Source organism: Marinobacter sp. JSM 1782161 (assembly GCF_011421605.1).
In the GTDB taxonomy this organism is placed as follows: domain Bacteria; phylum Pseudomonadota; class Gammaproteobacteria; order Pseudomonadales; family Oleiphilaceae; genus Marinobacter_A; species Marinobacter_A bohaiensis.
The window spans coordinates 2,340,143-2,360,903 of record NZ_WSSA01000002.1; the positions used below are offsets into that span (position 1 = coordinate 2,340,143).

Sequence of the window (20,761 nt, forward strand, 5' to 3'; positions counted from 1 at the left end):
ATTCGACGAGGGCCTCCGGTAAACACCGCGCGGCCCTCATTTCGTTCAGCCCCCCGGAAAAAGTTTCTGAAACCACCATGGCAAAACAGGCTCCCACCCCGATCCGTCGCGCTCTGATCAGCGTTTCCGATAAAACCGGCATCGTCGAATTCGCCCGCGCCCTGAGCGCCCGCAACGTCGAACTCCTCTCCACCGGCGGCACCTTCCGCCTGCTGAAGGACAACGGCATCGCCGTGACCGAAGTGTCCGACTACACCGGCTTCCCCGAAATGATGGCCGGCCGCGTCAAGACGCTGCACCCGAAAGTCCACGGCGGCATCCTCGGCCGTCGCGGCACCGACGACACGGTCATGGACGAGCATGGCATCAAACCCATCGACATGGTGGTGGTCAACCTGTATCCGTTCGAACAGGCCGTCGCCAAGCCGGACTGCGATCTGCCCACGGCCATCGAGAACATCGACATCGGCGGCCCGACGATGGTGCGCGCCGCGGCCAAGAACCACGACGACGTCGCCATCGTGGTCAACGCCTCGGATTACGACACCGTGCTTGAGGAACTGGAGAGCGGCAACGGCAGCCTGGGCTACGACACCCGCTTCGACCTGGCAGTCAAAGCCTTCGAACACACCGCCGGCTACGACGGCGCTATCGCCAACTACCTGGGCGGTCGCACCCGCGACAACGACAACCCGGATTTCCCGCGCACCTTCAACAGCCAGTTCGTCAAGGTGCAGGACATGCGCTACGGCGAGAACCCGCACCAGCGCGCCGCCTTTTACGCCGAGCGCAACCCGGTCGAGGCCTCGGTCGCCACCGCGACGCAGCTGCAGGGCAAGGCGCTGTCCTACAACAACGTGGCCGACACCGACGCCGCGCTGGAATGCGTCAAGCCGTTCGCTGATCCCGCCTGCGTCATCGTCAAGCACGCCAACCCGTGTGGCGTGGCCATCGGCAGCGACATCCGCCAGGCCTACGACCTGGCCTTCGCCACCGACCCGACGTCCGCCTTCGGCGGCATCATCGCCTTCAACCGCGAGCTGGACGCCGAAACCGCGAAAGCCATCATCGACCGTCAGTTCGTGGAAGTGATCATCGCCCCGAGCATCGCCGCCGAAGCCGTCGACATCGTCGCCGCCAAGAAGAACGTGCGCCTGCTGGCCTGTGGTGAGTTCGGCGCCGAGCGCGAGAAGGCCATGGACTACAAGCGCGTCACCGGCGGCCTGCTGGTGCAGGATCGCGACCTGGGCATGGTCTCCATGGACGATGTCAAAGTGGTCAGCGATCGTCAGCCCAGCGAGGAAGAGCTGAACGACCTGCTATTCGCCTGGGAAGTGGCCAAGTACGTCAAATCCAACGCCATCGTCTACGCCAGGGCCGGCCGCACCATCGGCATCGGCGCCGGCCAGATGAGCCGCGTCTACAGCGCCAAGATCGCCGGTATCAAGGCCGCGGACGAAGACCTGGAAGTCGCCGGATCGGTGATGGCGTCCGACGCCTTCTTCCCTTTCCGGGACGGCATCGATGCGGCCGCGGCGGCCGGCATCAAGGCGGTGATCCAGCCGGGTGGCTCCATGCGTGACCAGGAGGTCATCGACGCCGCCAACGAGCACGGCATCGCCATGGTCTTTACCGGCATGCGCCACTTCCGCCACTAAACGCCATCATTGAGCGAACAGGACCGTTAACATGAACATTCTGATTATCGGCAACGGCGGCCGGGAGCACGCCCTGGCCTGGAAAGCGGCGCAGTCGCCCAACGCGGACAAAGTGTTCGTCGCACCGGGCAACGCCGGCACCGCCCACGAGCCGAACCTGGAAAACGTCGCCATCGACGTGATGGAACTGGACAAGCTGGCCGACTTCGCCGCCGCCAACGACGTCGGGCTGACCATCGTCGGCCCCGAAGCACCGCTCGTCGCGGGCGTGGTCGATCTCTTCCGCGAGCGCGGGCTGCGCATTTTCGGCCCGGACCAGGGCGCCGCGCAGCTGGAAGGCTCCAAGGCCTTCACCAAGGATTTCCTCGACCGGCACGCGATCCCCACCGCCGCCTACGCCAACTTCACCGATGTGGATGAAGCCCTGGCCTACGTCCGCAAGCAGGGGGCGCCGATTGTGGTGAAGGCCGACGGTCTGGCCGCCGGCAAGGGCGTGATCGTCGCCATGACCCTGGACGAGGCCGAAGACGCCATCCGCGACATGCTGGCGGGCAACGCCTTCGGCGACGCCGGCAGCCGCGTGGTGATCGAGGAATTCCTGGACGGCGAGGAAGCCAGCTTCATCGTCATGGTGGACGGCCAGAACATCCTGCCGATGGCCACCAGCCAGGACCACAAGCGCGTCGGCGACGGCGACACCGGCCCCAACACCGGCGGCATGGGCGCCTACTCCCCCGCGCCGGTGGTCACCGACAGCGTCTACCAGCGCATCATGGACGAGGTCATCCGCCCGACCGTGGACGGCATGGCCCAGGAAGGCCACCCGTACACCGGTTTCCTGTACGCCGGGCTGATGATCGACGCGAATGGGGCTCCCAAGGTGATCGAGTTCAACTGCCGCTTCGGTGACCCGGAAACCCAGCCGATCATGCTGCGCATGCAATCGGATCTGGCGGAACTGTGCAGCGCTGCGGTGGACGGCCAGCTTGACCAGTGCGATTCCCAGTGGGATCCACGCGCCTCGGTCGGCATCGTGCTGGCCGCCGGCGGCTACCCGGGCAGCTACGAGAAGGGCAAGGTCATCTCCGGCCTGCCCCAGGGCGAGACGGACGGCGAGAAAGTCTTCCACGCCGGGACCCGACTCGATGGTACCGACGTAGTGACCAGTGGCGGTCGCGTGCTGTGCGCCACCGCGCTGGGCGAGAGCGTGACCGAGGCCCAGCAGCGTGCCTACGCCCTGGCCGCGACGATCGACTGGGACGGCGCCTTCTACCGCAAGGACATTGCCCACCGAGCCATCGCCCGGGAGCAGCAGAGCCAGTAAGCGCAACAGGCCCGGTCCGTGACCGGGCTTTTTTTTGCCTCGATGTACCGTCCGGAAAGATGAGCCCCGGGACACTCGATACCTGCACTAGAAAACTTTCTCTCGGTTTATATACTGTCACCGGAGTGACCGTTTCGGGATGAGGATTATCGCCAGAGTTGTCGTTTCAGGATGCGGCCGGAGTCGTCGCTTTAACCGGTGGTCTGTGCAACGGTCCCGCATGCTGTTGGGCGCCGTCCTGCTGATGGCCCTGTCACCGCTGCGGGCGGAGACCCTTCATCTGGTGGCCGACAACTGGTGCCCTTTCAACTGCCCCGCCAACAGCTCCGACCCGGGGTTCCTGGTGGAGGTGGCACAACGGGCCCTGGCACTGTCCGGTTACCAAGTGGAATACCAGACGCGCCCCTGGAGCCGGGCCATCGCCGATGTCCGACAGGGCCGCTTCGACGCCCTGGTCGGCGCCGGCGAAAAAGACGTTCCGGATTTCGTGTTCCCCGACGCCCCGCTGGCTATCGCGCGCCACACCATCTATACCCTGCCGGATGCCGGCTGGACCTACGCCGGCGAGGATGACCTGCACGACATCAAACTCGGCGTGATCGACGACTATTCCTACGGCGAACTGATGGACCGTTACATCACCCCCAACCGCCGCGACGATACCCGACTGCTCATCCTCAACGGCCAGAACATTCTGGGCCGCTTCATCGACATGCTGAAACTGGGGCGCATCGATGCGTTTGTCGAGGAGGAAGCGGTCCTGCACTATTTCGCTGAGCGCATGCCGACCCCGGTACGCCTGCGCGACGCGGGGGTCGTCCACCGTGAGCCCATCTACATCGCCTTCTCCCCGGCCCTCGACCATTCCCGCGAGCTGGCCCGGGCTCTGGATAACGGCGTCCGGGCGCTGCGCCAGTCCGGAGCCCTGGATCGCCTGGCCAGCCGCTATGGGGTGACCCCCGGCACACCGGAAATGGGGGAATAACCCTGGCAGGGCTGGCGTGATCCTGTAACAATCAGCCCGATGTGAACATTGCGCAGGGATATCGCAAGGCCGAGCATGACCGAAGCCATCTGGATCTTTTTTGCATTCACTCTCGGATTGCTGGCGCGGGGAGCCGGCCTGCCGCCGCTGGTCGGCTACCTGGTGGCCGGATTCACGTTGCACGGCGTCTCCGACGAGCTGGGCATGGACACCGAGAGCAGCGAGATCCTGGAGCACCTGGCGCACCTGGGGGTGCTGCTGTTGCTGTTCACCGTCGGCCTCAAGCTGAAGTTCCGCTCGATCCTGCGCCCGGAGGTCATCGGCGGCGGCCTCATCCACTTCGCCATTACCTGCCTGATCTTCATGCCCGGGCTGTACCTGCTGCTGGACATCGGGAGTCAGGAAGCCCTGCTGCTGGCCATTGCCCTGTCCTTCTCCAGCACCGTGCTGGCGGCCAAGGTCCTGGAATCCAAGCAGGAACTGCGCGCCTTCCACGGCCGCGTCGCCATCGGCATCCTGATCGTGCAGGACCTTATAGCGCTGGTGGTGATGAGCGTGACGTCCGGCAACACGCCGTCCGGCTTTGCCGTGCTGGTGTTCGCCCTGCCCCTGCTGCGCCCCCTGCTGTTCCGACTGATGGACGCCTCCGGCCACGACGAGCTGCTGGTGTTGCTGGGCCTGATGCTGGCCCTGGCCATTGGTGGCATGGGCTTCGAGGTGGTGGGTTTGAGCTCCGAACTGGGAGCCCTGCTGATGGGCGCCCTGCTGGCCAAGCATCCACGGGCGGTGGAGCTGTCCAACTCCCTGTGGAGCGTGAAGGAAGTGTTCCTGGTGGGCTTTTTCCTGCAGATCGGCATGAGCGGCCTGCCGGATGATCACGCCCTGCTGTTCGCGGTGATCGCGGCACTGCTGATGCCGCTCAAGGGCATCCTGTTCTTCGTCCTGCTGCTGGTGTTCCGGCTGCGCTCGCGCAGCAGTTTCCTGTCCAGCCTGCTGCTGGCCAACTACAGCGAATTCGGCCTGATCCTGGCCAGCGTGGCCCTGCCTCAATGGCTGGTGCCGCTGGCGGTGACGGTGGCCCTGTCGTTCGTGCTGTCGGCGCCGATCAACCGGCTGGCCCACCCGCTCTACGCCCGTCTGGCCCGCTACATCGATCCGCTGGAAAGCAGCAAACGTCATCCCGACGAGCAACCGGTGTCCCTGGGCGACACCCGCGTGCTGGTGATCGGTATGGGCCGGACCGGCACCGCCGCCTACGAGGAACTGCGCCAGACCGAGTCCCGGCTGATGGGCCTGGATTCCGACCCGGCCCGCCTCAAGGGCCACCGCGAAGCCGGGCGCAACGTGTTCTTCGCCGATGCCGAGGACTACAACTTCTGGCAGCACCTGGACATGCCCGGGCTGGAAGCGGTGATCCTCTGCCTGCACGACATCGAGGGCAAGAAGATCGCCGCCAGACGGCTACGCGAGCGTGGTTTCGACGGTTTCATCGCCGCCCATACCCTGCACGAAGACGAGGTGGCGCAGATCCGCGACGCCGGAGCCGACGATGCCTACCTGACCATGAGCGAAACCGGCGTGGCGCTGGCCGGGCACGTCAATCACCACCTCAATTCCGGCAGCCGTACGCCACTTCCCGAAAGCCTCGGCTGAGACACTTGACCTTGTAGTCGTTATAGGGTTTTTAATACCGCTTCCGTTCACCAACAGGAAGCGATGATGGCCGATTGCTGTGCCCCCACCTCTCCGGGCAACAACCCGATCTTTCGCCGGGCGCTGAAAATTGCGCTGGCGGTGAACCTGACCATGCTTGTGGTGGAACTGGTGGCCGGTGCCACCTCCGGTTCCACGGCGCTGCTGGCTGACGCCCTGGATTTCTTCGGTGACAGCGCCAACTACATCATTTCACTGGCGGTGCTGGGGCTGGCGCCGCTCTGGCACACCCGGGCGGCAATGCTCAAGGGCGCCACGCTCCTGCTGCTGGGGCTGGGCGTGTTCATCTACACCGCCTGGCAGATACAGCACGGCCGCATGCCCGAGCCAATCACCATGGGCGTGGTCGCGGTAGCGGCCTGCATCGCCAACCTGGGCGTGGCCCTGATGCTCTATCGTTTCCGGGACGGCGACGCCAACATGCAGTCGGTGTGGGTCTGCTCGCGCAACGACGCGGTTGGCAATCTGGCGGTGCTGTTCGCGGCTCTCGGGGTGTTCGGGACCGGCACGCCCTGGCCGGACCTGCTGGTGGCGGGCATCATGTCGGGGCTGTCAGTTTCCGCCGGGGTGCGCATCCTGATCAGCGCCCGGGCGGAACAGCACCAGCGGCGCGGCGGCGGCTGCAGCGCGGGTCATCAGCCCGGCCGATGACCGTGGCTGCCGGGGACATGGCTGTCACCGCTGTCCTCGGCGGGCGGCTCCATGCGGTCCAGCTCATTGAGTATCCCGCAATCCCGGGCCGCCACATCTTCCCCGCACTGCTGCTGGATCACTTCCAACTGCCGGGCCAGTTGGTTCAGCTCGGCAATGCGTTCGCGCACGTGCTGCAGGTGATCCGCCAGCAGCGCATTGGCCTCACCGCAGCGGGCCTCGGGATTTTCCCTCAGCTCCAGCAGGTGGCGAACCTCGTCCAGGGTCATGTCCAGCGAGCGGCAGTTGGCGATGAAGCGTAGCCGGTCGACGAACGCCACGCCGTAATCCCGGTAGTTGGCGTCGCTGCGATCGGGTGACGGTATCAGCCCGATCTTCTCGTAGTAGCGGATAGTCTCCTGGGAAAAGCCGGTCTTGCCGGCCAGCACGCCGATACGCATGATTCGTTTCCTCCCGGTTCACTCAGTCCTGGCCGATTGGCGCCAGGCGGCCACCGGTCAGTTGCAGCAGGTCCGCCGGCGTGAGTTCGATTTCCAGCCCGCGCCGGCCGGCACTGACGTAGATGGTGTCGAAATCCCCGGCGCTGCTGTCGAGCACGGTGGGCAGTCGTTTCTTCTGCCCCAGCGGGCTCACCCCGCCCAGCACGTAGCCGGTCGCCCGCTCCACGTCCCGCGCTTCGGCCATCACCGCGCGCTTGGCTCCGGCCGCCTTCGCCAGCTGCTTCAGGTTGAGGCGCCCGATGACCGGCACGATGCCCACCGCCAGGGTCTTGCCGTCGAGCTGGACCACCAGGGTCTTGAACACCCGGGCCGGGTCCTGGGAGAGCTTCTCCGCCGCTTCCTCACCGTAGCTGTCCGCCTGGGCGTCGTGTTCGTATTCGTGTATCTGAAACGGGATCTCGGCCTTGCGGGCCTGGTCGATGGCGGGGGTCATCGGGACAGCTCCAGTTCTCAGTCAACAAGCGTTTGGTAAGACCGCGTCATTAGAGACCACGGGATCCATGGCAACTCAGGTGCGCCCGAGCACAACGATCAGGTCGCCCGGCTGCAGCGCCAGTGCCGCGCCCCGCTCGGGATTGAGCTCAAGCATGGCGCCATCCGCATCGGGGCGGGCGCGCAGGACACCCAGCGCGGTTTCGCCGTGGGCTCCGGCCAGCCGTTCGACGACGGTAAAATCCGGGCGTGGCGGCAACGCGTAATCCGACGGTGGCCGGAACATGATCTCAGCCCCGCCCGGCGTGAACAACTCGTCGAGGACCACACGCACCTCGCGCCGCAGGGCGACCTGGGCCAGCACGTGGCTGAGGATCATGGGGCTGACCAGGGTTTCGCTCTGGTTGGTCACCAGCAGCGTTTCGTTGTCCGGATCGCTGAGTTCCAGGATCACCTGCGGTGGGTTGGCGGCGTCGGCCAGCACTTCCTGCAACTGCAGATAGCCCATCATGGTGCGGGCGTCCGCCTCCTCGCCCGACCCCAGGCGGTCGCTGCTCAACAGCAGGATGCTGTCGTAATCGGCCGGGGACAGGCGGCGCAGCACTTCCTCAACGGCAAAGTCGGCCTCGATCTGACGGTGGGTGACGACGCTGTCCTCCCCCAGGTACTGGCGGATCGCGGTTTCCCGTGTGGCCGGCGCGACGATCGACACCAGGTCGGCGTGGAACCGGTGTTCCGGATAACGCGCCAGTTCCGCCAGCAAGGCCGGTACCCGCTGGTTCCAGCCCAACACCAGCAGACGGTGCTCCGGACCGGACTGGAGTGCCGGCAGGTCGCTGGCCGCCGAGCGCTCGATCGGCGCCAGCGAGACCACGCGCTGGCCCTGCTTGTCCCGCTGCGGCTCGGTATCGCTGTAGTCCCGGGCCAGGATGATCAGGCGGTCCTCGTCGCGGATGCACGTGGACGACGGCGCATTGAGCCGCACATCCCAGCCGTCACCCCGCGGCTGCAGCAGCCCCAGGACAATGGCGTCGGGGCAGCTGCGCGCCAGCTCCGCCAGGGTGTCGCCCTCGGCAATATCGCCGGAGCGCACGTAGATGTCGTTACCGTGGCGCGCGGTGAGCAGCTCGTTGCAGACTTCCGACAGCCCCGGGTGCAGCAGTGTCTGCACCAGCAGGCGGCTGATGATGGCGTCGCTGGAGATGACTTCCAGCGGGCCGGGATAGGCGCGTTCCGCCACAGCCTGCTTGCGCAGGTCCTCGATCTCCGCCACCACGTATGGCAACGGCTGGTGCAGGTACTGGGCCTGGGACGCCATCGACAACAGGGCCTTGACGGTCTCCACGTCGGAGGACACGACGCTGTCGGGATTGTAGGTCCCCTCGCTGGGCACGATCACCGCCGCCGCGCTGAGGCAGGCCACCCGGTGCAGGGCTTCCGGCTGCAACGGCGAGCCCGAGCGCAGCACGATGTCCCGTGCCTTGCGGCCGATCTCGCGTTCATTGCGCAGGCTCAGCACCTGCTCGGCCGACACTTCCTCGGACAGGATCACCAGCCGCAGGCGCCGCGCCGCGTGCTTGGCGAGGAAACGGCGGACACGGCCGGTCGAGGCGAGTAACTCCTGGATCAGCGGTACCGTGCGGCTGTTCCACCCCAGCACCACCACGTGATGGCGCAGGGTCACCGGCGTCAGCCCCCGCTCCAGGTCCGTCATGCGGGCAATCAGTGAACGGGTCAGGATGGCCACCAGCGTACCCATGAACACCACGTAGCCGGTGACGGTGAGAACCGTCGACACCAGCCGCCGCCAGCCGCCCTCGTCGTCCCCCAGGTAACCGGGATCGGTCAGGCGCAGAAAGGCCCACCAGATGGCATCTCCCAGGTTGTCGAACGACGCCGATCCGGGCCAGACCAGGAGGCCGCCGATCAGGGAAATCAGCCCGATTCCGATACCTACCACCAGCAACTGGAACAGCGCGCCTTTCACGAACTGGCGCTCGACGATGTACTTCACCCGGTCGAGAAACGGTAACGGCAGCATGCGAGATCCCTTTCAGCAATAAAAATCATGATGTTGGCAAATGGAGAAGCGGTCAAGCCGCTCCGAATCTGTGACAGGTCTGTCGACAATATTTACGGGCCCGCCTGGCGAGACGCTCACCCACCCCGGCAAGTTACCGATTCAACGCGTTTTTTCCGGTTGGCACCGAAAATGCTCAATCCCCTGAACGACGTCCCGGGAAGCCACGGGCTGTAAGGCATCCTGACTGCGCCGCCAGCCGCAGCGAAACGTCGTCAACAACAAGGCCGGACCACCGGCATTCATGCAGGATCAGGGAATCCAGGGCATGACCGTAGAACGCGAGCTGATCTGGCTCTCACCAGGGGGCCGGCTGCCAACGACATTCACCGAACTGGCCCGGCACTGGATCATTCATCCGGTTGACCTGGGCCAGCCACCGCGACGCCGGCCCAGTGCGCTGCCACGGGTCCGGGTGGGCGTGATCGACCTGGGTGACGTGGGCGATCCATCCGCCCTGGATCTGGAAGACTGGATCGAGACGCTCAGCCCCGCGCACTGGATCAGCCTGCTTCCTTCTCCGCCGGACCAGAACAGCCTGCTCAGCGACATTGTCGCCGGCTATTGCACCGACTACCACACGCGCCCCTACGACCTGCGCCGGCTCGACGTCACCCTGGGCCACCTGTGGGGCATGGCGCGACTGATGGCGCTGCGCCAGCACAGCCGTGTGCGAGGCAATTTCGAGGAACAGGCACTGGACGGGGAGTCGCCCGCCATTGTCGAGACGCGGGCTCTGCTGCGGCGCATCGCCCAGACCACCGAACCGGTGCTGATCCTGGGCGAGAGCGGCACCGGCCGCAATACCGCAGCGCACTTCATCCACGATCATTCCGACGCCCGTCAGGGGCCTTTCGTGCTGGTCAACTGCGCGGCCCTGCCGCCGACGCTGACCCAGAGCGAGCTGTTTGGCCACGAGAAAGGCGCCTTCACCCATGCCCTGAGCGCCCGGGCCGGACGCATCGAACAGGCGGACGGCGGCACCCTGGTGTTGAGCGATATTGACGAGTTGCAGCTGGAACAGCAGTCCACCCTGCTGCGTTTCCTGCAGGAGAGCGTGGTGGAACGCCTGGGCAGCCACAATCCGCGCCGGGTTCGGGTGCGCGTCATCGCCACCACCACCCACCCGCTGGAGCAACGGGTCCGGGAGGAGCAGTTCCGCGCCGACATCTTCTACCGCCTGGGCAACCTGCAGGTCCAGCTACCGCCCCTGCGCGACCGGCTTGAGGATCTGCCGTTCCTGTGCAACACCATCCTGCGCCACGCCCACCGGCTGAGCCCGCACAAGACCCGTCGCCTGTGCGAGGACGCCATGGCCTGCCTGCTGACCCACAACTGGCCCGGCAACCTGCGCGAACTGCACAACCGGCTGCAGCGGGCGGTGCTGCTGAGTGAGTCCGACACGATTACACCGGAGGACCTGGGTCTGTGCTCCCGGGACAATCCCGAGCAGCCGCGCACCCAGCTGTCCCTGGAACGCTTCCGGGCAAGGGCGGAGCGCGAAGCGATCACTTACTGCCTCAACATCGCCAACCACAACGTCTCTGCCGCGGCGCGCCTGCTGCGGATTTCCCGACTCTCGCTCTACCGACTCATGGCCAAGCACGGAACCGCCCACGAGTCGTCGTCGACGCGGCGCGAGCCGGTTCATCGCAAAGGAGGTCATCCATGAAGCATTATGCCCCGGCTCGCGCGCGCTACCAGCCAAGACCGGCATCGGCCCTGGTTTCGGTCATCGCCTGCAGCAGCCTGCTCGCATCCGCCGTTATGGCCCAGACAACGCAGGAAGAGAAAGAGGAAGCCGAAAGGGTCAACGAGAGGGCCAGCGAGATCGCGTCCATCACCACCGACCGGGGGATCGTCACCCGGGCGGGCAAGTTCGTCATCGAGCCGGCCTTTTCCTACGCCAACAGCAACTCCACGGTGGTGGCCATCGAGGGCTACACCGTGATCCCGGCCCTGCTGGTGGGCCTGATCAACGTCACCGAAGTGCAACGCGACATCTTCGTCGGCGCGGTGACCATGAAGTACGGCATCACCAGCCGCCTGGAAACCACGCTGCGCGTTCCCTATCTGCAGATCGACGAGGACCTGCGCGAGCGGGCCGCGTTCCAGGGAACGCCCGTCGACACCCTGACCGAGTCGTCCGGCGAAGGACTGGGCGATGTGGAGGCCACCATCCGCTACCAGTTCAACGACGGCCTCGAAGGCTGGCCCTACCTGATTGGGACCTTCCGGGTACGGGCGCCCACCGGCGAAGGCCCCTACGACGTGGACCGCCGGGTGCTGGAGGACAGCCAGGGCAACCCCATCGGCATCGCCTTTGCGGAGCGCCCCACGGGCTCCGGTTTCTGGGCGTTCGAGCCGGGTCTGTCGTTCATCTACCCGTCGGATCCGGCGGTGCTGTTCGGCAACCTCAGCTACACCTGGACCCAGGAGGAGGACGAAGGTTTAGAGAACGGCGGTACCATCGATCCGGGCAACATCGTGCGCTTCGGTTTCGGCATGGGCTTCGCTTTCAATGAGCGCACCTCGTTCAGCCTGGGCTACGATCACTCGGTGATTCCCAAGACCGACGTGGAGTTCGACAATGACCTGAACAACGCGGTGTTCGACCGCATTCAGGTGGGCTCGCTGTCGTTCGGGCTGTCGCAGCAGCTGACGCGCGACACCAGCCTGAGCGTGTCCGTCAGTGTGGGAGTGACGGAGGAAGCCCCCACCACGGAGCTGACCCTCAAGTTGCCGATCGCGTTCTAGGACCCCTTAACACGGTTGCATCCGGGCGGAAAAACAACCCCGGCTAGCGCGCCGGGGTCTGCAGGAACTGATCGCCGAGGACTTCGGGCAGATAGCTCGGAAGCCCCACGTTCTTCAGCTCGATGTTGAGGGACTGGAGGTTCTGGATAACGCGATCGTTGACGTCGTTCTGGATGCGCGTCATCCAGGCGCCGCTGCGCAGGTCGCTCGCCGCGATCGAGGCCGGACTGGCATTGATCACCGGCCCGGCGATCACGGTCGATCCGGAACCGGACGACACCGGGCTGCCGGTGCTCCCGGACGGCGAACCGGAACTCCCCGATGAGCCGCCGGAAGAGCCACTTCCGCCGCCCGCGACGGAAGGCACGTTCACCTCCGGCACGTTCACCCGCACCTGCTCGATGCTCGGCACCACCGGCCCCTGGTTGAGCCGCTGGTTCAGGTTATTGATCATCAGCCGGTTGACCACTTCGATCTGACCGTCGATGGCGACAATCTGCTCCAGCCCGATCGAGATCTCCAGGTTACCCAGTTGGAAACCGCCGCGCTGCTGGTCCAGTTCCGGGTTGTCCAGCGGCGACAGCCCCTGGCTCCATTGCGTTGCGGCCAGTACCGGCGCGGTACCGGCAAGCCCCAGCAACAGCAGCGCCAGTGCCGGGCCCGCACCACCAGGCCTGTTCCTGTCGTGATCCTGTCTTGCCATGTCGATCACCATTCCACACCCAGCGGAGCAAACATCACCGGCCCGCTTCGGGCCGTTTCTCCCGGTGCATTGTGTTGTCGAATAGGGGCCCGGGCGACCTTGTGCCATTCCTGCTCCCGGTTGAATCGGGCCCGTCCCTCGCTGAGGTGGCTTCGGATGACGAATGCGATGCCGTCCCAGCGCTCGTTGAACGCATCAAGTGTGAGCACTTTCAGCCCCCTGGCGGGATCCCCCACCAGGACCTCTCGATCCGAAATGCCCTTGACGATGACAAAGTGTCGGAAGCCGTCCATATCCAGCAGGACGATCAGCGGAATCCGCACCTTCTCCCGGATGTCCGCCAGCCCCATGCGGAAGCCGTCCGCCTGGAATCCCTGGTGTTCCAGGTAGCGTTTCATATCCAGCATGGAGAATCCCTGCTGCCGAACCTTTTCCTCATCGGCCAGTTCCAGCATCGAGCGAAACACCGTCTGCTCGCTGACCGGGTGGTCGTAGTGGTAGGTCAGCAGCGACGCCAGCGCGGCGGAACCGCAGCTGAAGTCGTACTGCTGGCGAATCACGGTCAGGTAGCGGCGTTCCTGGAAACTCATCACCTTGACCGGCATATCACCGCCCAGTCCGGGCAACCGGACGGTGCCGGCATCGACCATGGGGACCGCGACGACCAGCCCGGCCCAAAGCGCTGTGGCAGTCTTGATCCCCATGGCACTCACTCCTGCCGGACGTTGGATTGGGTCTTGCGTATTGTGGACTACTGATTGATCAGCACGTTGATCTGCATGCTGTCCTGGATCACCACATGGTTACCGGTGTTCTGGATCACCGTCGCGACACCGCTCATGTTCTGGAACGCGTTGTCCGAGATTGAGTTGTCGCCGGTGTTGACCGGTCCGTTCAGGACGTTATCGGCCACCACGGCGCTCTGGTCGGTGTCGTTCACCTGCCACTGGAAAGGAACGCCCTGTCGGCCGTTCGATTCCTGGAGCTGATCGGTCGACAGTGCCTGGCCGCCAAACAGGACGTCCTCGGCACTGGCCAGCGAACTCAACAGCGGCAGAACCATCCAGAGTGCGTGCCGGGTATAACGCAGTCTTTCCACCATGGCTGCACCTCCTGGAAAGCGGGGTCACGCCCATACCGGGGCGTGACCCGAGCCGCTTACTGACCGGTAGTCAGGTTGGACATGACGCTCACGTTGGACTGAGTCACGCTGCCGTTGCCGGCATTCTGCGAGAAGGCGCCCACACCGGTGAAGTTGGCGGAACCACCGGAGATTTCATTGTGGTGGGTCGCTGTGGTGTAGGAATGCTTGCCGTTGGCATCGCCGTAGGTGGTGGTCACACCGGATACGCTGCCGTCCAGATCCGCATTATTGAGAAACACATGCAGGTTCAGCTCGGCCATGCTGTTATCCGAGTTGTCCGACATATCGTTACCGCTATCGGATACGTTGAACGAGTCGTTGGTCGAATTGTCGTTCCCCGAATCGTTCGTCGAATTGTCGTTTCCACTGTCGGCGGTGCTGTTGTCGTTACCGCTGTCGTTGGTGGAATTGTCGTTGCCACTGTCGGCGGTACTGTTGTCGTTACCGCTGTCGTTGGTGGAGTTGTCGTTGCCACTATCGTTGGTACTGGCATTGGTATTGGCGCTGTTGTCGTTGCCAGAGTCGTTAGTGGAGCTGTTGTTGCCGCTGTCGTTGGTGCTCGCATCGTTAGCGGAGTTGTCGTTGCCACTGTCAGCCACGTTGGTGCTGTTATCCGAACTGTCATTGGCACTGTCGTTGGTGCTGGCGTCGTTCCCCGAGTTGTTGGTGGAACTGTTATTGCCGCTGTCATTGGTGCTGGCATCGTTGGCAGAATTGTCGTTCCCGCTGTCCGCAACGTTGGTGCTGTTGTCATTACCGGAGGCATTGGTGGAACTGTTATTGCCACTGTCATTGGTGCTGGCATCACTGGCGGAATTGTCGTTACCGCTATCAGCAACATTGGTACTGTTGTCGTTGCCCGAATCGTTGGTGGAGCTGTTGTTCGCGCTGTCCGCCACATCGATACTGGCATCGTTGGTGGAATTGTCGTTACCGCTGTCGGCGGTACTGTTGTCATTACCTGAGTCAACGTTGCCGGAATGGTCGTTGTTGGCAATGGAAGTATCGTCCGCATTGGTGTTCGGGTCACCATCGCCACCCTGATCGGCCAGAGCCGCACCGGAAAGGCCCAGACTCATTGCGATCGCCAACGCCAGCAAACTTTTCTGTGTATTCATGATGTCTTTCCTTATGTCTGATTGCTGAATCACTGGATCTACGTCGTCGCCACCTCCATCCAAGAGTTGCGGCAGACCAGGACGCATGACCCGCGAAAAGCATCCGAGCGATTCGCGTGCCAACCTGCCCAAGAAGTTACAAGCATCTGAATTTAAAGATATAAAACGGGAACCCCAAAGACAGGGCCGGACGGCAGCGGCGTCAGTTGTTCCGTGGATGGAACAGGTCGCCGACGACGCCGAACGGTGTTTTCGTGAACCGACGGGAATTCAGGGAGTTAGAGGAAGCGCCGTTTGTATCCCAGCCTGACGCTGACGGTGTCCTGTCTCACCGGCATACAACAACCGGACACAAAAAAGCCCCGCTAGAAAGCGGGGCTCTGAGGGATCACCCGGCCGGGCAGCGCCGCGACCGGGATGACCGAACCGTTCGATTAACCGAACTGGTTCATGGTGTTGTCCTTACCACCGGCCTTCAGGGCGGCGTCACCGGCGAAGAACTCTTTATGGTCGTCACCGATGTTGGAACCCGCCATGTCCTGGTGCTTGACGGTGGCGATGCCCTGGCGGATCTCCTTGCGCTGAACACCACCCACGTAGGCCAGCATGCCTTCGTCACCGAAGTAGCCCTTGGCCAGGTTGTCGGTGGACAGGGCCGCGGTGTGGTAGGTCGGCAGCGTGATCAGGTGGTGGAAGATACCCGCTTCAGCAGACGACTTGCGCTGGAAGTCGCGGGTCCACTCGTCGGCCAGTTTGCCCAGCTCGGTGTCGTCGTACTCGGCGCTCATCAGGCCGGCGCGGTCGTAGGCGGACACATCCTTGCCTTCTTCCTGCCAGGCGTCGAACACCTGCTGACGGAAGTTCAGGGTCCAGTTGAAGGACGGGCTGTTGTTGTAGACCAGCTTGGCGTCGGGCACCACTTCGCGGATGCGGTTCACCATGCTGGCGATCTGGCCCACGTGCGGCTTCTCGGTTTCGATCCACAGCAGGTCGGCACCGTGCTGCAGGCTGGTGATGCAGTCGAGAACCACACGGTCTTCGCCGGTGCCCGGCTTGAACTGGAACAGACCGGACGCCAGACGCTTGGGCTTGACCAGCTGACCGTTCTGCTTGATCACCACGTCGCCGTTGTTGATGTCCTCGGCCTTCTCGATGACGTCGCCATCGATGAAACTGTTGTACTGGTCACCCAGATCGCCCGGCTCTTCGGTCACGGCGATCTTCTGGGTCAGGCCAGCGCCCAGGGAGTCGGTACGGGCCACGATGACGCCGTCGTCGATGCCCAGCTCCAGGAACGCCAGACGTACGGCGTTGATCTTGGAGATGAAGTCGGCGTGGGGCACGGTCACCTTGCCGTCCTGGTGGCCACACTGCTTCTCGTCGGAGACCTGATTCTCCAACTGGATGCAGCAGGCACCGGCTTCGATCATCTGCTTGGCCAGCAGGTAGGTCGCTTCGGCGTTACCGAAACCGGCGTCGATGTCGGCGATGATCGGCACCACGTGGGTTTCGTGATTGTCGATCTGCTCCTGGATATCAGCCGCCTTGGCGGTGTCACCGGCGGCCTTGGCGTCTTCCAGGCCGCGGAATAGGTGGTTCAGCTCCCAGGAGTCCGCCTGACGCAGGAAGGTGTACAGTTCCTCGATCAGGCTGGAAACCGCGGTCTTCTCATGCATGGACTGATCGGGCAGCGGACCGAACTCGGAGCGCAGGGCGGCCACCATCCAGCCGGACAGGTACAGGTAGCGACGCTTGGTGGACCCAAAGTGCTTCTTGATGGAGATCAGCTTCTGCTGACCGATGAAACCGTGCCAGCAACCCAGGGACTGGGTGTACTGGGCCGGATCCCTGTCGTAGTTCGCCATGTCTTCGCGCATGATCTTGGCGGTGTACCTGGCGATATCCAGACCGGTCTTGAACTTGTTCTGGGCACGCATGCGAGCGGCGTGCTCCGGGTTGATACCTTCCCAGCCCTTCATCTTTTCCTTGAGGGCTTTAATGGCCTCAATGTCTTGATTGTACTGTGACATGGTCGTTCCTGTTTTATCTGTTGATGAGCCTGAGCGTCACCCGCCGACCGGAACCGAACTGCATGGCGGGTGACGATGTTGGCCATTCTACGAACGTCTAAAATATCATTGAAATTTATATTGTGTATTTTCGATATTTCTTTCATGAATACAGAATACGGCATTACAAACTCATGATTATTCGGCAGTTAGTGAGAAACACGACACATTTCACCGCAATGACAAAATACTTGCAGTGCTCGCCAACGGTGGTTAAGGTTTAGTCAAATACTGTATATTTAAACAGTAACGACGAATCACGCGTTCACCGGTTCCAGTGCGCTCCACTTCCAGGAAAACCGGTCACAGGAGAAAGCCCATGCGAACCCGCGGCACCGGCTACAACCCCCACAATCGCTTCCAGCCCCTCACCTCCGACCGGGACCAGGACGACGGCTGGTACCACGATCCGGACGACATGCTCTGCCCGGACAGCGTCGCCACCCGGGTGGTCGACGAGCAGGTGCGCTCGATCATCAGCCACAACCAGTCTCCGGATGTGCCCTTCGACCAGTCCATTAACCCCTATCGCGGCTGCGAGCACGGCTGCGTGTATTGCTTCGCGCGCCCTACCCACGCTTACTGGGACCTGTCACCAGGGCTGGATTTCGAGACCCAGCTGATCGCCAAACCCAACGGCGCGCAACGGTTGCGCGAGGCCCTGGACAAACCGGGCTATGTTCCGAGCCCCATCGCCCTGGGCGTGAACACCGACGCCTACCAGCCGCTCGAAAAACAGCGCCGCCTGACCCGGGAGCTGCTCAAGGTACTGCGCGACTACCGGCACCCGGTGTCGATCATCACCAAGGGCGCGCTGATCCTGCGTGACCTGGACATTCTCGCGGAGATGGCGGCCGACGGTCTGTGCTCGGTGCGTGTCAGCCTGACCACGCTGGACAACGATCTGAAGCGGAAAATGGAGCCCCGCACCGCCGCGCCGGCCACGCGCCTGAAAATGATTCGCGAGCTGTCCGGCGCCGGCATTCCCACCGGCATCATCCTGGGGCCGGTGATTCCCTTCATTAATGATGCGGAAATCGAATCCATTCTTGAGGCCGCCGCCCACAGCGGCGCCAGCCGAGCCAGCTGGATCATGCTGCGCCTGCCGCTGGAGATTCATGAGCTGTTCGAGGACTGGCTATTGCGTCACTTCCCGGACCGCGCCCGCCACGTGATGAACCGCATCCGCGACCTGCGCGGTGGCAAGGCCTACGACAGCCGCTTCGGCCATCGCATGCGGGGCCAGGGCATCTACGCCGACCTGATCCGTCAACGCTTCAACCGCAAGGCCCGGAAACTGGCACTCAACCTGCACGAAGCGGAGCCCCTGCGCACCGACCTGTTTCGCCGGCCGGGCGGCGAACAGCTGGATCTGATTCCGGTGACGAATCTCAATCACTGACGCCCGCCGCCGGCCGGCGGCGGATTGACCTTTTCTTGATGTTTGCCTGACATCCGCCTGATTCCCCCTTCCCTATCCTGTCTGGCCATTGTCGGTCCGAGCCCTCGCAACAGACCGCACTCACTCTGAACACCACTGACAGGAAAGCTCATGCCCGTATCGGAACGTAGCGGTCTGCCGCGCCGTTTTTATGGTTTGATCCGCTGGTCCGGCGCCTACGCGCCTCTGCTGGGTCTGTTTGTTCTCATACTGTTTATCGAAGGCCTGTCCCGGATGGGGCTGACGCTGTGGCAGGCCGACCGGGTCATGGACACTCCCATCGGCGCGACGATCCTCCTGCATGGGCTACGCGTCGACACCATCGTTGCCAGCCTGGCGGTGGCCGTTCCGCTGCTGCTCCTGCCGCTTTTAGGGCACCGGCACACCTGGACTCTGTGGAAGCGGTTTACCATGGTCTGGGCGCTCGCCATGCTTCTGGTCATCCTGTTCATGGAACTGGCTACACCCACATTCATCGCCCAGTACGACGTACGCCCCAACCGCCTGTTTGTCGAGTACCTCAAATACCCAAACGAGGTGTTTGCAACGCTCTGGCATGGCTTCCGCATACCGTTGATCGTCGGCTTGGTGCTGTGCACCGGGCTGGCCGCCCTATGCGGCAGCCTGTTCCGGCCCTGGCTGGCGGAAAGCCGAGCGCCGCGTTACGGGCGGACCTTGCTGGCCTGGCCGTTCGTTGTCCTGGCGGTCTTTATGGGGATTCGCTCGACCACCGATCACCGGCCGGCCAATCCGGCCATGTTCGCACTGACGTCCGATGCCCTGGTGAATTCGCTAATCCTCAACTCCACCTGGTCGGTGGCCTACGCCGTTTACAATCTGAGAAACGAGATCCAGGCGGATGAACGCTACGTGGCGCTAGACTCACCAGAAGCTATGCTCGACGAAGTTCGTAGCGCCCCGTGGCTGGCTAACCACCACTTCTCCTCGACAGATCGCCCAACTCTTCATACCCAGGAGGCCACCCGGCAGCGTAAAAAACCGCTCAACCTGGTGATCGTGCTCGAAGAAAGCCTGGGCGCTACCTACGTCAAATCCCTCGGCGGCCAGGCGGACACGCCGCAACTGGAGCGCCTCAAACAGGGCGGCTGGTGGTTCGAGAATCTGTACGCGACGGGAACCCGCTCGGTGCGGGGTATCGAAGCGGTCATCTCAGGCTACCTGCCCACACCGGCGCGCAGCGTAGTCAAACTGTCGCTGGCGCAAAACCACTTCTTCACCCTGGCCGGGCTGCTGCAGGCACACGATTACGACACGGGCTTCATCTATGGCGGCGAAGCCCACTTCGACAACATGCGCAGCTTCTTCACGGGTAACGGCTTCGAACACATCGTCGATCAGGCCGACTACGACGATCCGGTGTTCACCGGCAGTTGGGGCGTCAGTGACGAGGATCTGTTCAACCGGACCCATCGTGAACTCAAGGCCCTCAACAAACAGGACAAACCTTTCTTCCGCCTGGTGTTCTCATCGTCCAACCACAGCCCGTTCCAGTACCCGGATGGCCGCATCCAGCTCCACGGCACACCCAAGAACACCCCGGCCAACGCCGTTCGCTACGCGGATTACGCGCTCGGCCAATTCATTGAGCAAGCCCGCGAGAGCGACTACTGGGACAACACGGTGTTCCTGATCGTGGCCGATCACGACGACCGGGTCTGGGGCAACGAGCTGGTTCCCATAAAGAACTTCCACATTCCCGGCCTGATCCTGGGCGCGGACATCAAACCCAGGCGGATCCAGACCCTCGCCAGTCAGATCGACATGGCGCCCACCCTGCTCTCCCTGATCGGGCTGGACAGTACGCACCCGATGATCGGGCGTGACCTGACCCGGAATACCGACGTGCCGGGCCGAGCCATGATGCAGTTCTACGACTACTTCGCCTGGATGGACAGTGACCACAACGTCACCATCCTGAGGCCGGATCAGGCGCCCCTGGCCGGTCATTACGATCCAGCGTCCGGCGAGACCCGATACACCGATGCACCGCCGGCGCCAGCGGATGTCACGCGGGCACGGGCTCATGCCCAGTTGCCCCTGTGGCTGTATCGCCAGCAGAAATACGGCCTACCGGAAAAGGCCGGGCTTTGATGCGAGCCTGACATTTCCTGAACACGTCCATGACCACCGTATCGCTAGAGTAAGCCCCGTGAGAGCAGACACCG

General features: G+C 63.5%; 17 protein-coding genes. 9 read left to right on the plus strand and 8 right to left on the minus strand.

The features are described from left to right. Window positions 1-77 precede the first annotated feature (77 nt). The 5 genes from purH to GQB00_RS10540 all read left to right on the plus strand — a co-directional run bounded on the left by purH (window position 78) and on the right by GQB00_RS10540 (window position 6,331). Window positions 78-1,658 (plus strand): bifunctional phosphoribosylaminoimidazolecarboxamide formyltransferase/IMP cyclohydrolase, encoded by a 1,581-nt coding sequence (gene purH, locus GQB00_RS10520; RefSeq protein WP_165856182.1) that lies wholly within the window; start codon window positions 78-80, stop codon window positions 1,656-1,658. 31 nt (window positions 1,659-1,689) lie between these two features. Next, complete coding sequence (gene purD, locus GQB00_RS10525) at window positions 1,690-2,982, plus strand: phosphoribosylamine--glycine ligase (protein WP_165856183.1); 1,293 nt, start codon at window positions 1,690-1,692, stop codon at window positions 2,980-2,982. A gap of 205 nt (window positions 2,983-3,187) precedes the next feature. Continuing rightward, window positions 3,188-3,967 carry a substrate-binding periplasmic protein gene (locus GQB00_RS10530; RefSeq protein ID WP_165856184.1) on the plus strand — a complete coding sequence of 260 codons (780 nt, stop codon included), beginning with the start codon at window positions 3,188-3,190 and terminating at the stop codon, window positions 3,965-3,967. 75 nt (window positions 3,968-4,042) lie between these two features. Beyond that, entirely contained in the window at window positions 4,043-5,620 is a 1,578-nt protein-coding gene (locus GQB00_RS10535) for a cation:proton antiporter (RefSeq protein ID WP_165856185.1), read from the plus strand. Between the two features lie 63 nt (window positions 5,621-5,683). Beyond that, the gene (locus tag GQB00_RS10540) at window positions 5,684-6,331 is read left to right on the plus strand and encodes a cation transporter (protein WP_165856186.1); all 648 of its coding nucleotides are present in this window, start codon (window positions 5,684-5,686) and stop codon (window positions 6,329-6,331) included. On the opposite strand, the gene cadR is transcribed toward GQB00_RS10540, so the two are convergent. The 3 genes from cadR to GQB00_RS10555 form a co-directional block, all read right to left on the minus strand. Further along, window positions 6,316-6,771, minus strand: a complete 456-nt coding sequence (gene cadR / locus GQB00_RS10545) for a Cd(II)/Pb(II)-responsive transcriptional regulator (protein WP_165856187.1) — start codon at window positions 6,769-6,771, stop codon at window positions 6,316-6,318. The two genes, GQB00_RS10540 and cadR, sit on opposite strands and share 16 nt — an antisense overlap. Before the next feature lie 22 nt (window positions 6,772-6,793). Next, a complete protein-coding gene (gene ybaK / locus GQB00_RS10550) occupies window positions 6,794-7,264 on the minus strand; it encodes a Cys-tRNA(Pro) deacylase (RefSeq protein ID WP_165856188.1) in 471 nt (156 codons plus the stop codon). A 75-nt stretch (window positions 7,265-7,339) separates the two neighbouring features. Beyond that, the gene (locus GQB00_RS10555) at window positions 7,340-9,304 is read right to left on the minus strand and encodes a CASTOR/POLLUX-related putative ion channel (RefSeq protein WP_165856189.1); all 1,965 of its coding nucleotides are present in this window, start codon (window positions 9,302-9,304) and stop codon (window positions 7,340-7,342) included. 307 nt (window positions 9,305-9,611) lie between these two features. On the opposite strand from GQB00_RS10555, the gene GQB00_RS10560 reads away from it, so the two are divergent. After that, window positions 9,612-11,015 (plus strand): sigma-54 dependent transcriptional regulator, encoded by a 1,404-nt coding sequence (locus tag GQB00_RS10560; protein WP_162628720.1) that lies wholly within the window; start codon window positions 9,612-9,614, stop codon window positions 11,013-11,015. Further along, complete coding sequence (locus tag GQB00_RS10565) at window positions 11,012-12,100, plus strand: transporter (protein ID WP_228160490.1); 1,089 nt, start codon at window positions 11,012-11,014, stop codon at window positions 12,098-12,100. Before GQB00_RS10560 ends, GQB00_RS10565 begins: the two co-directional genes overlap by 4 nt. Before the next feature lie 43 nt (window positions 12,101-12,143). Here the strand turns inward: GQB00_RS10565 and GQB00_RS21725 are convergent, their stop codons facing one another. The 5 genes from GQB00_RS21725 to GQB00_RS10590 form a co-directional block, all read right to left on the minus strand. Then, window positions 12,144-12,803: a hypothetical protein gene (locus tag GQB00_RS21725; RefSeq protein ID WP_207950659.1), complete on the minus strand. Its 660-nt coding sequence runs from the start codon at window positions 12,801-12,803 to the stop codon at window positions 12,144-12,146. 5 nt (window positions 12,804-12,808) lie between these two features. Next, entirely contained in the window at window positions 12,809-13,507 is a 699-nt protein-coding gene (locus GQB00_RS10575) for a C39 family peptidase (protein WP_111493921.1), read from the minus strand. Between the two features lie 47 nt (window positions 13,508-13,554). Beyond that, window positions 13,555-13,905: a hypothetical protein gene (locus GQB00_RS10580; protein ID WP_165856190.1), complete on the minus strand. Its 351-nt coding sequence runs from the start codon at window positions 13,903-13,905 to the stop codon at window positions 13,555-13,557. Window positions 13,906-13,961: 56 nt separating this feature from the next. Next, the gene (locus GQB00_RS10585; RefSeq protein WP_165856191.1) at window positions 13,962-15,065 is read right to left on the minus strand and encodes a hypothetical protein; all 1,104 of its coding nucleotides are present in this window, start codon (window positions 15,063-15,065) and stop codon (window positions 13,962-13,964) included. Between the two features lie 434 nt (window positions 15,066-15,499). Beyond that, complete coding sequence (locus GQB00_RS10590; protein ID WP_111493915.1) at window positions 15,500-17,095, minus strand: isocitrate lyase; 1,596 nt, start codon at window positions 17,093-17,095, stop codon at window positions 15,500-15,502. A gap of 358 nt (window positions 17,096-17,453) precedes the next feature. Here GQB00_RS10590 and GQB00_RS10595 point away from each other — a divergent pair, with 358 nt between their 5' ends. Further along, window positions 17,454-18,536, plus strand: coding sequence for a PA0069 family radical SAM protein (locus GQB00_RS10595; RefSeq protein ID WP_165856192.1), 1,083 nt, complete (start codon window positions 17,454-17,456; stop codon window positions 18,534-18,536). 150 nt (window positions 18,537-18,686) lie between these two features. Beyond that, a complete protein-coding gene (locus tag GQB00_RS10600; protein ID WP_165856193.1) occupies window positions 18,687-20,687 on the plus strand; it encodes an LTA synthase family protein in 2,001 nt (666 codons plus the stop codon). Window positions 20,688-20,761: the final 74 nt, after the last annotated feature.

Coding starts and splice junctions, on each gene's coding strand:
- purH (WP_165856182.1), top strand. CDS start 78: ATGGCAAAACAGGCTCCCACCCCGATCCGTCGCGCTCTGATCAGCGTT.
- purD (WP_165856183.1), top strand. CDS start 1,690: ATGAACATTCTGATTATCGGCAACGGCGGCCGGGAGCACGCCCTGGCC.
- GQB00_RS10535 (WP_165856185.1), top strand. CDS start 4,043: ATGACCGAAGCCATCTGGATCTTTTTTGCATTCACTCTCGGATTGCTG.
- GQB00_RS10540 (WP_165856186.1), top strand. CDS start 5,684: ATGATGGCCGATTGCTGTGCCCCCACCTCTCCGGGCAACAACCCGATC.
- cadR (WP_165856187.1), bottom strand. CDS start 6,771: ATGCGTATCGGCGTGCTGGCCGGCAAGACCGGCTTTTCCCAGGAGACT.
- ybaK (WP_165856188.1), bottom strand. CDS start 7,264: ATGACCCCCGCCATCGACCAGGCCCGCAAGGCCGAGATCCCGTTTCAG.
- GQB00_RS10555 (WP_165856189.1), bottom strand. CDS start 9,304: ATGCTGCCGTTACCGTTTCTCGACCGGGTGAAGTACATCGTCGAGCGC.
- GQB00_RS10560 (WP_162628720.1), top strand. CDS start 9,612: ATGACCGTAGAACGCGAGCTGATCTGGCTCTCACCAGGGGGCCGGCTG.
- GQB00_RS10565 (WP_228160490.1), top strand. CDS start 11,012: ATGAAGCATTATGCCCCGGCTCGCGCGCGCTACCAGCCAAGACCGGCA.
- GQB00_RS21725 (WP_207950659.1), bottom strand. CDS start 12,803: ATGGCAAGACAGGATCACGACAGGAACAGGCCTGGTGGTGCGGGCCCG.
- GQB00_RS10575 (WP_111493921.1), bottom strand. CDS start 13,507: ATGGGGATCAAGACTGCCACAGCGCTTTGGGCCGGGCTGGTCGTCGCG.
- GQB00_RS10580 (WP_165856190.1), bottom strand. CDS start 13,905: ATGGTGGAAAGACTGCGTTATACCCGGCACGCACTCTGGATGGTTCTG.
- GQB00_RS10585 (WP_165856191.1), bottom strand. CDS start 15,065: ATGAATACACAGAAAAGTTTGCTGGCGTTGGCGATCGCAATGAGTCTG.
- GQB00_RS10590 (WP_111493915.1), bottom strand. CDS start 17,095: ATGTCACAGTACAATCAAGACATTGAGGCCATTAAAGCCCTCAAGGAA.
- GQB00_RS10595 (WP_165856192.1), top strand. CDS start 17,454: ATGCGAACCCGCGGCACCGGCTACAACCCCCACAATCGCTTCCAGCCC.
- GQB00_RS10600 (WP_165856193.1), top strand. CDS start 18,687: ATGCCCGTATCGGAACGTAGCGGTCTGCCGCGCCGTTTTTATGGTTTG.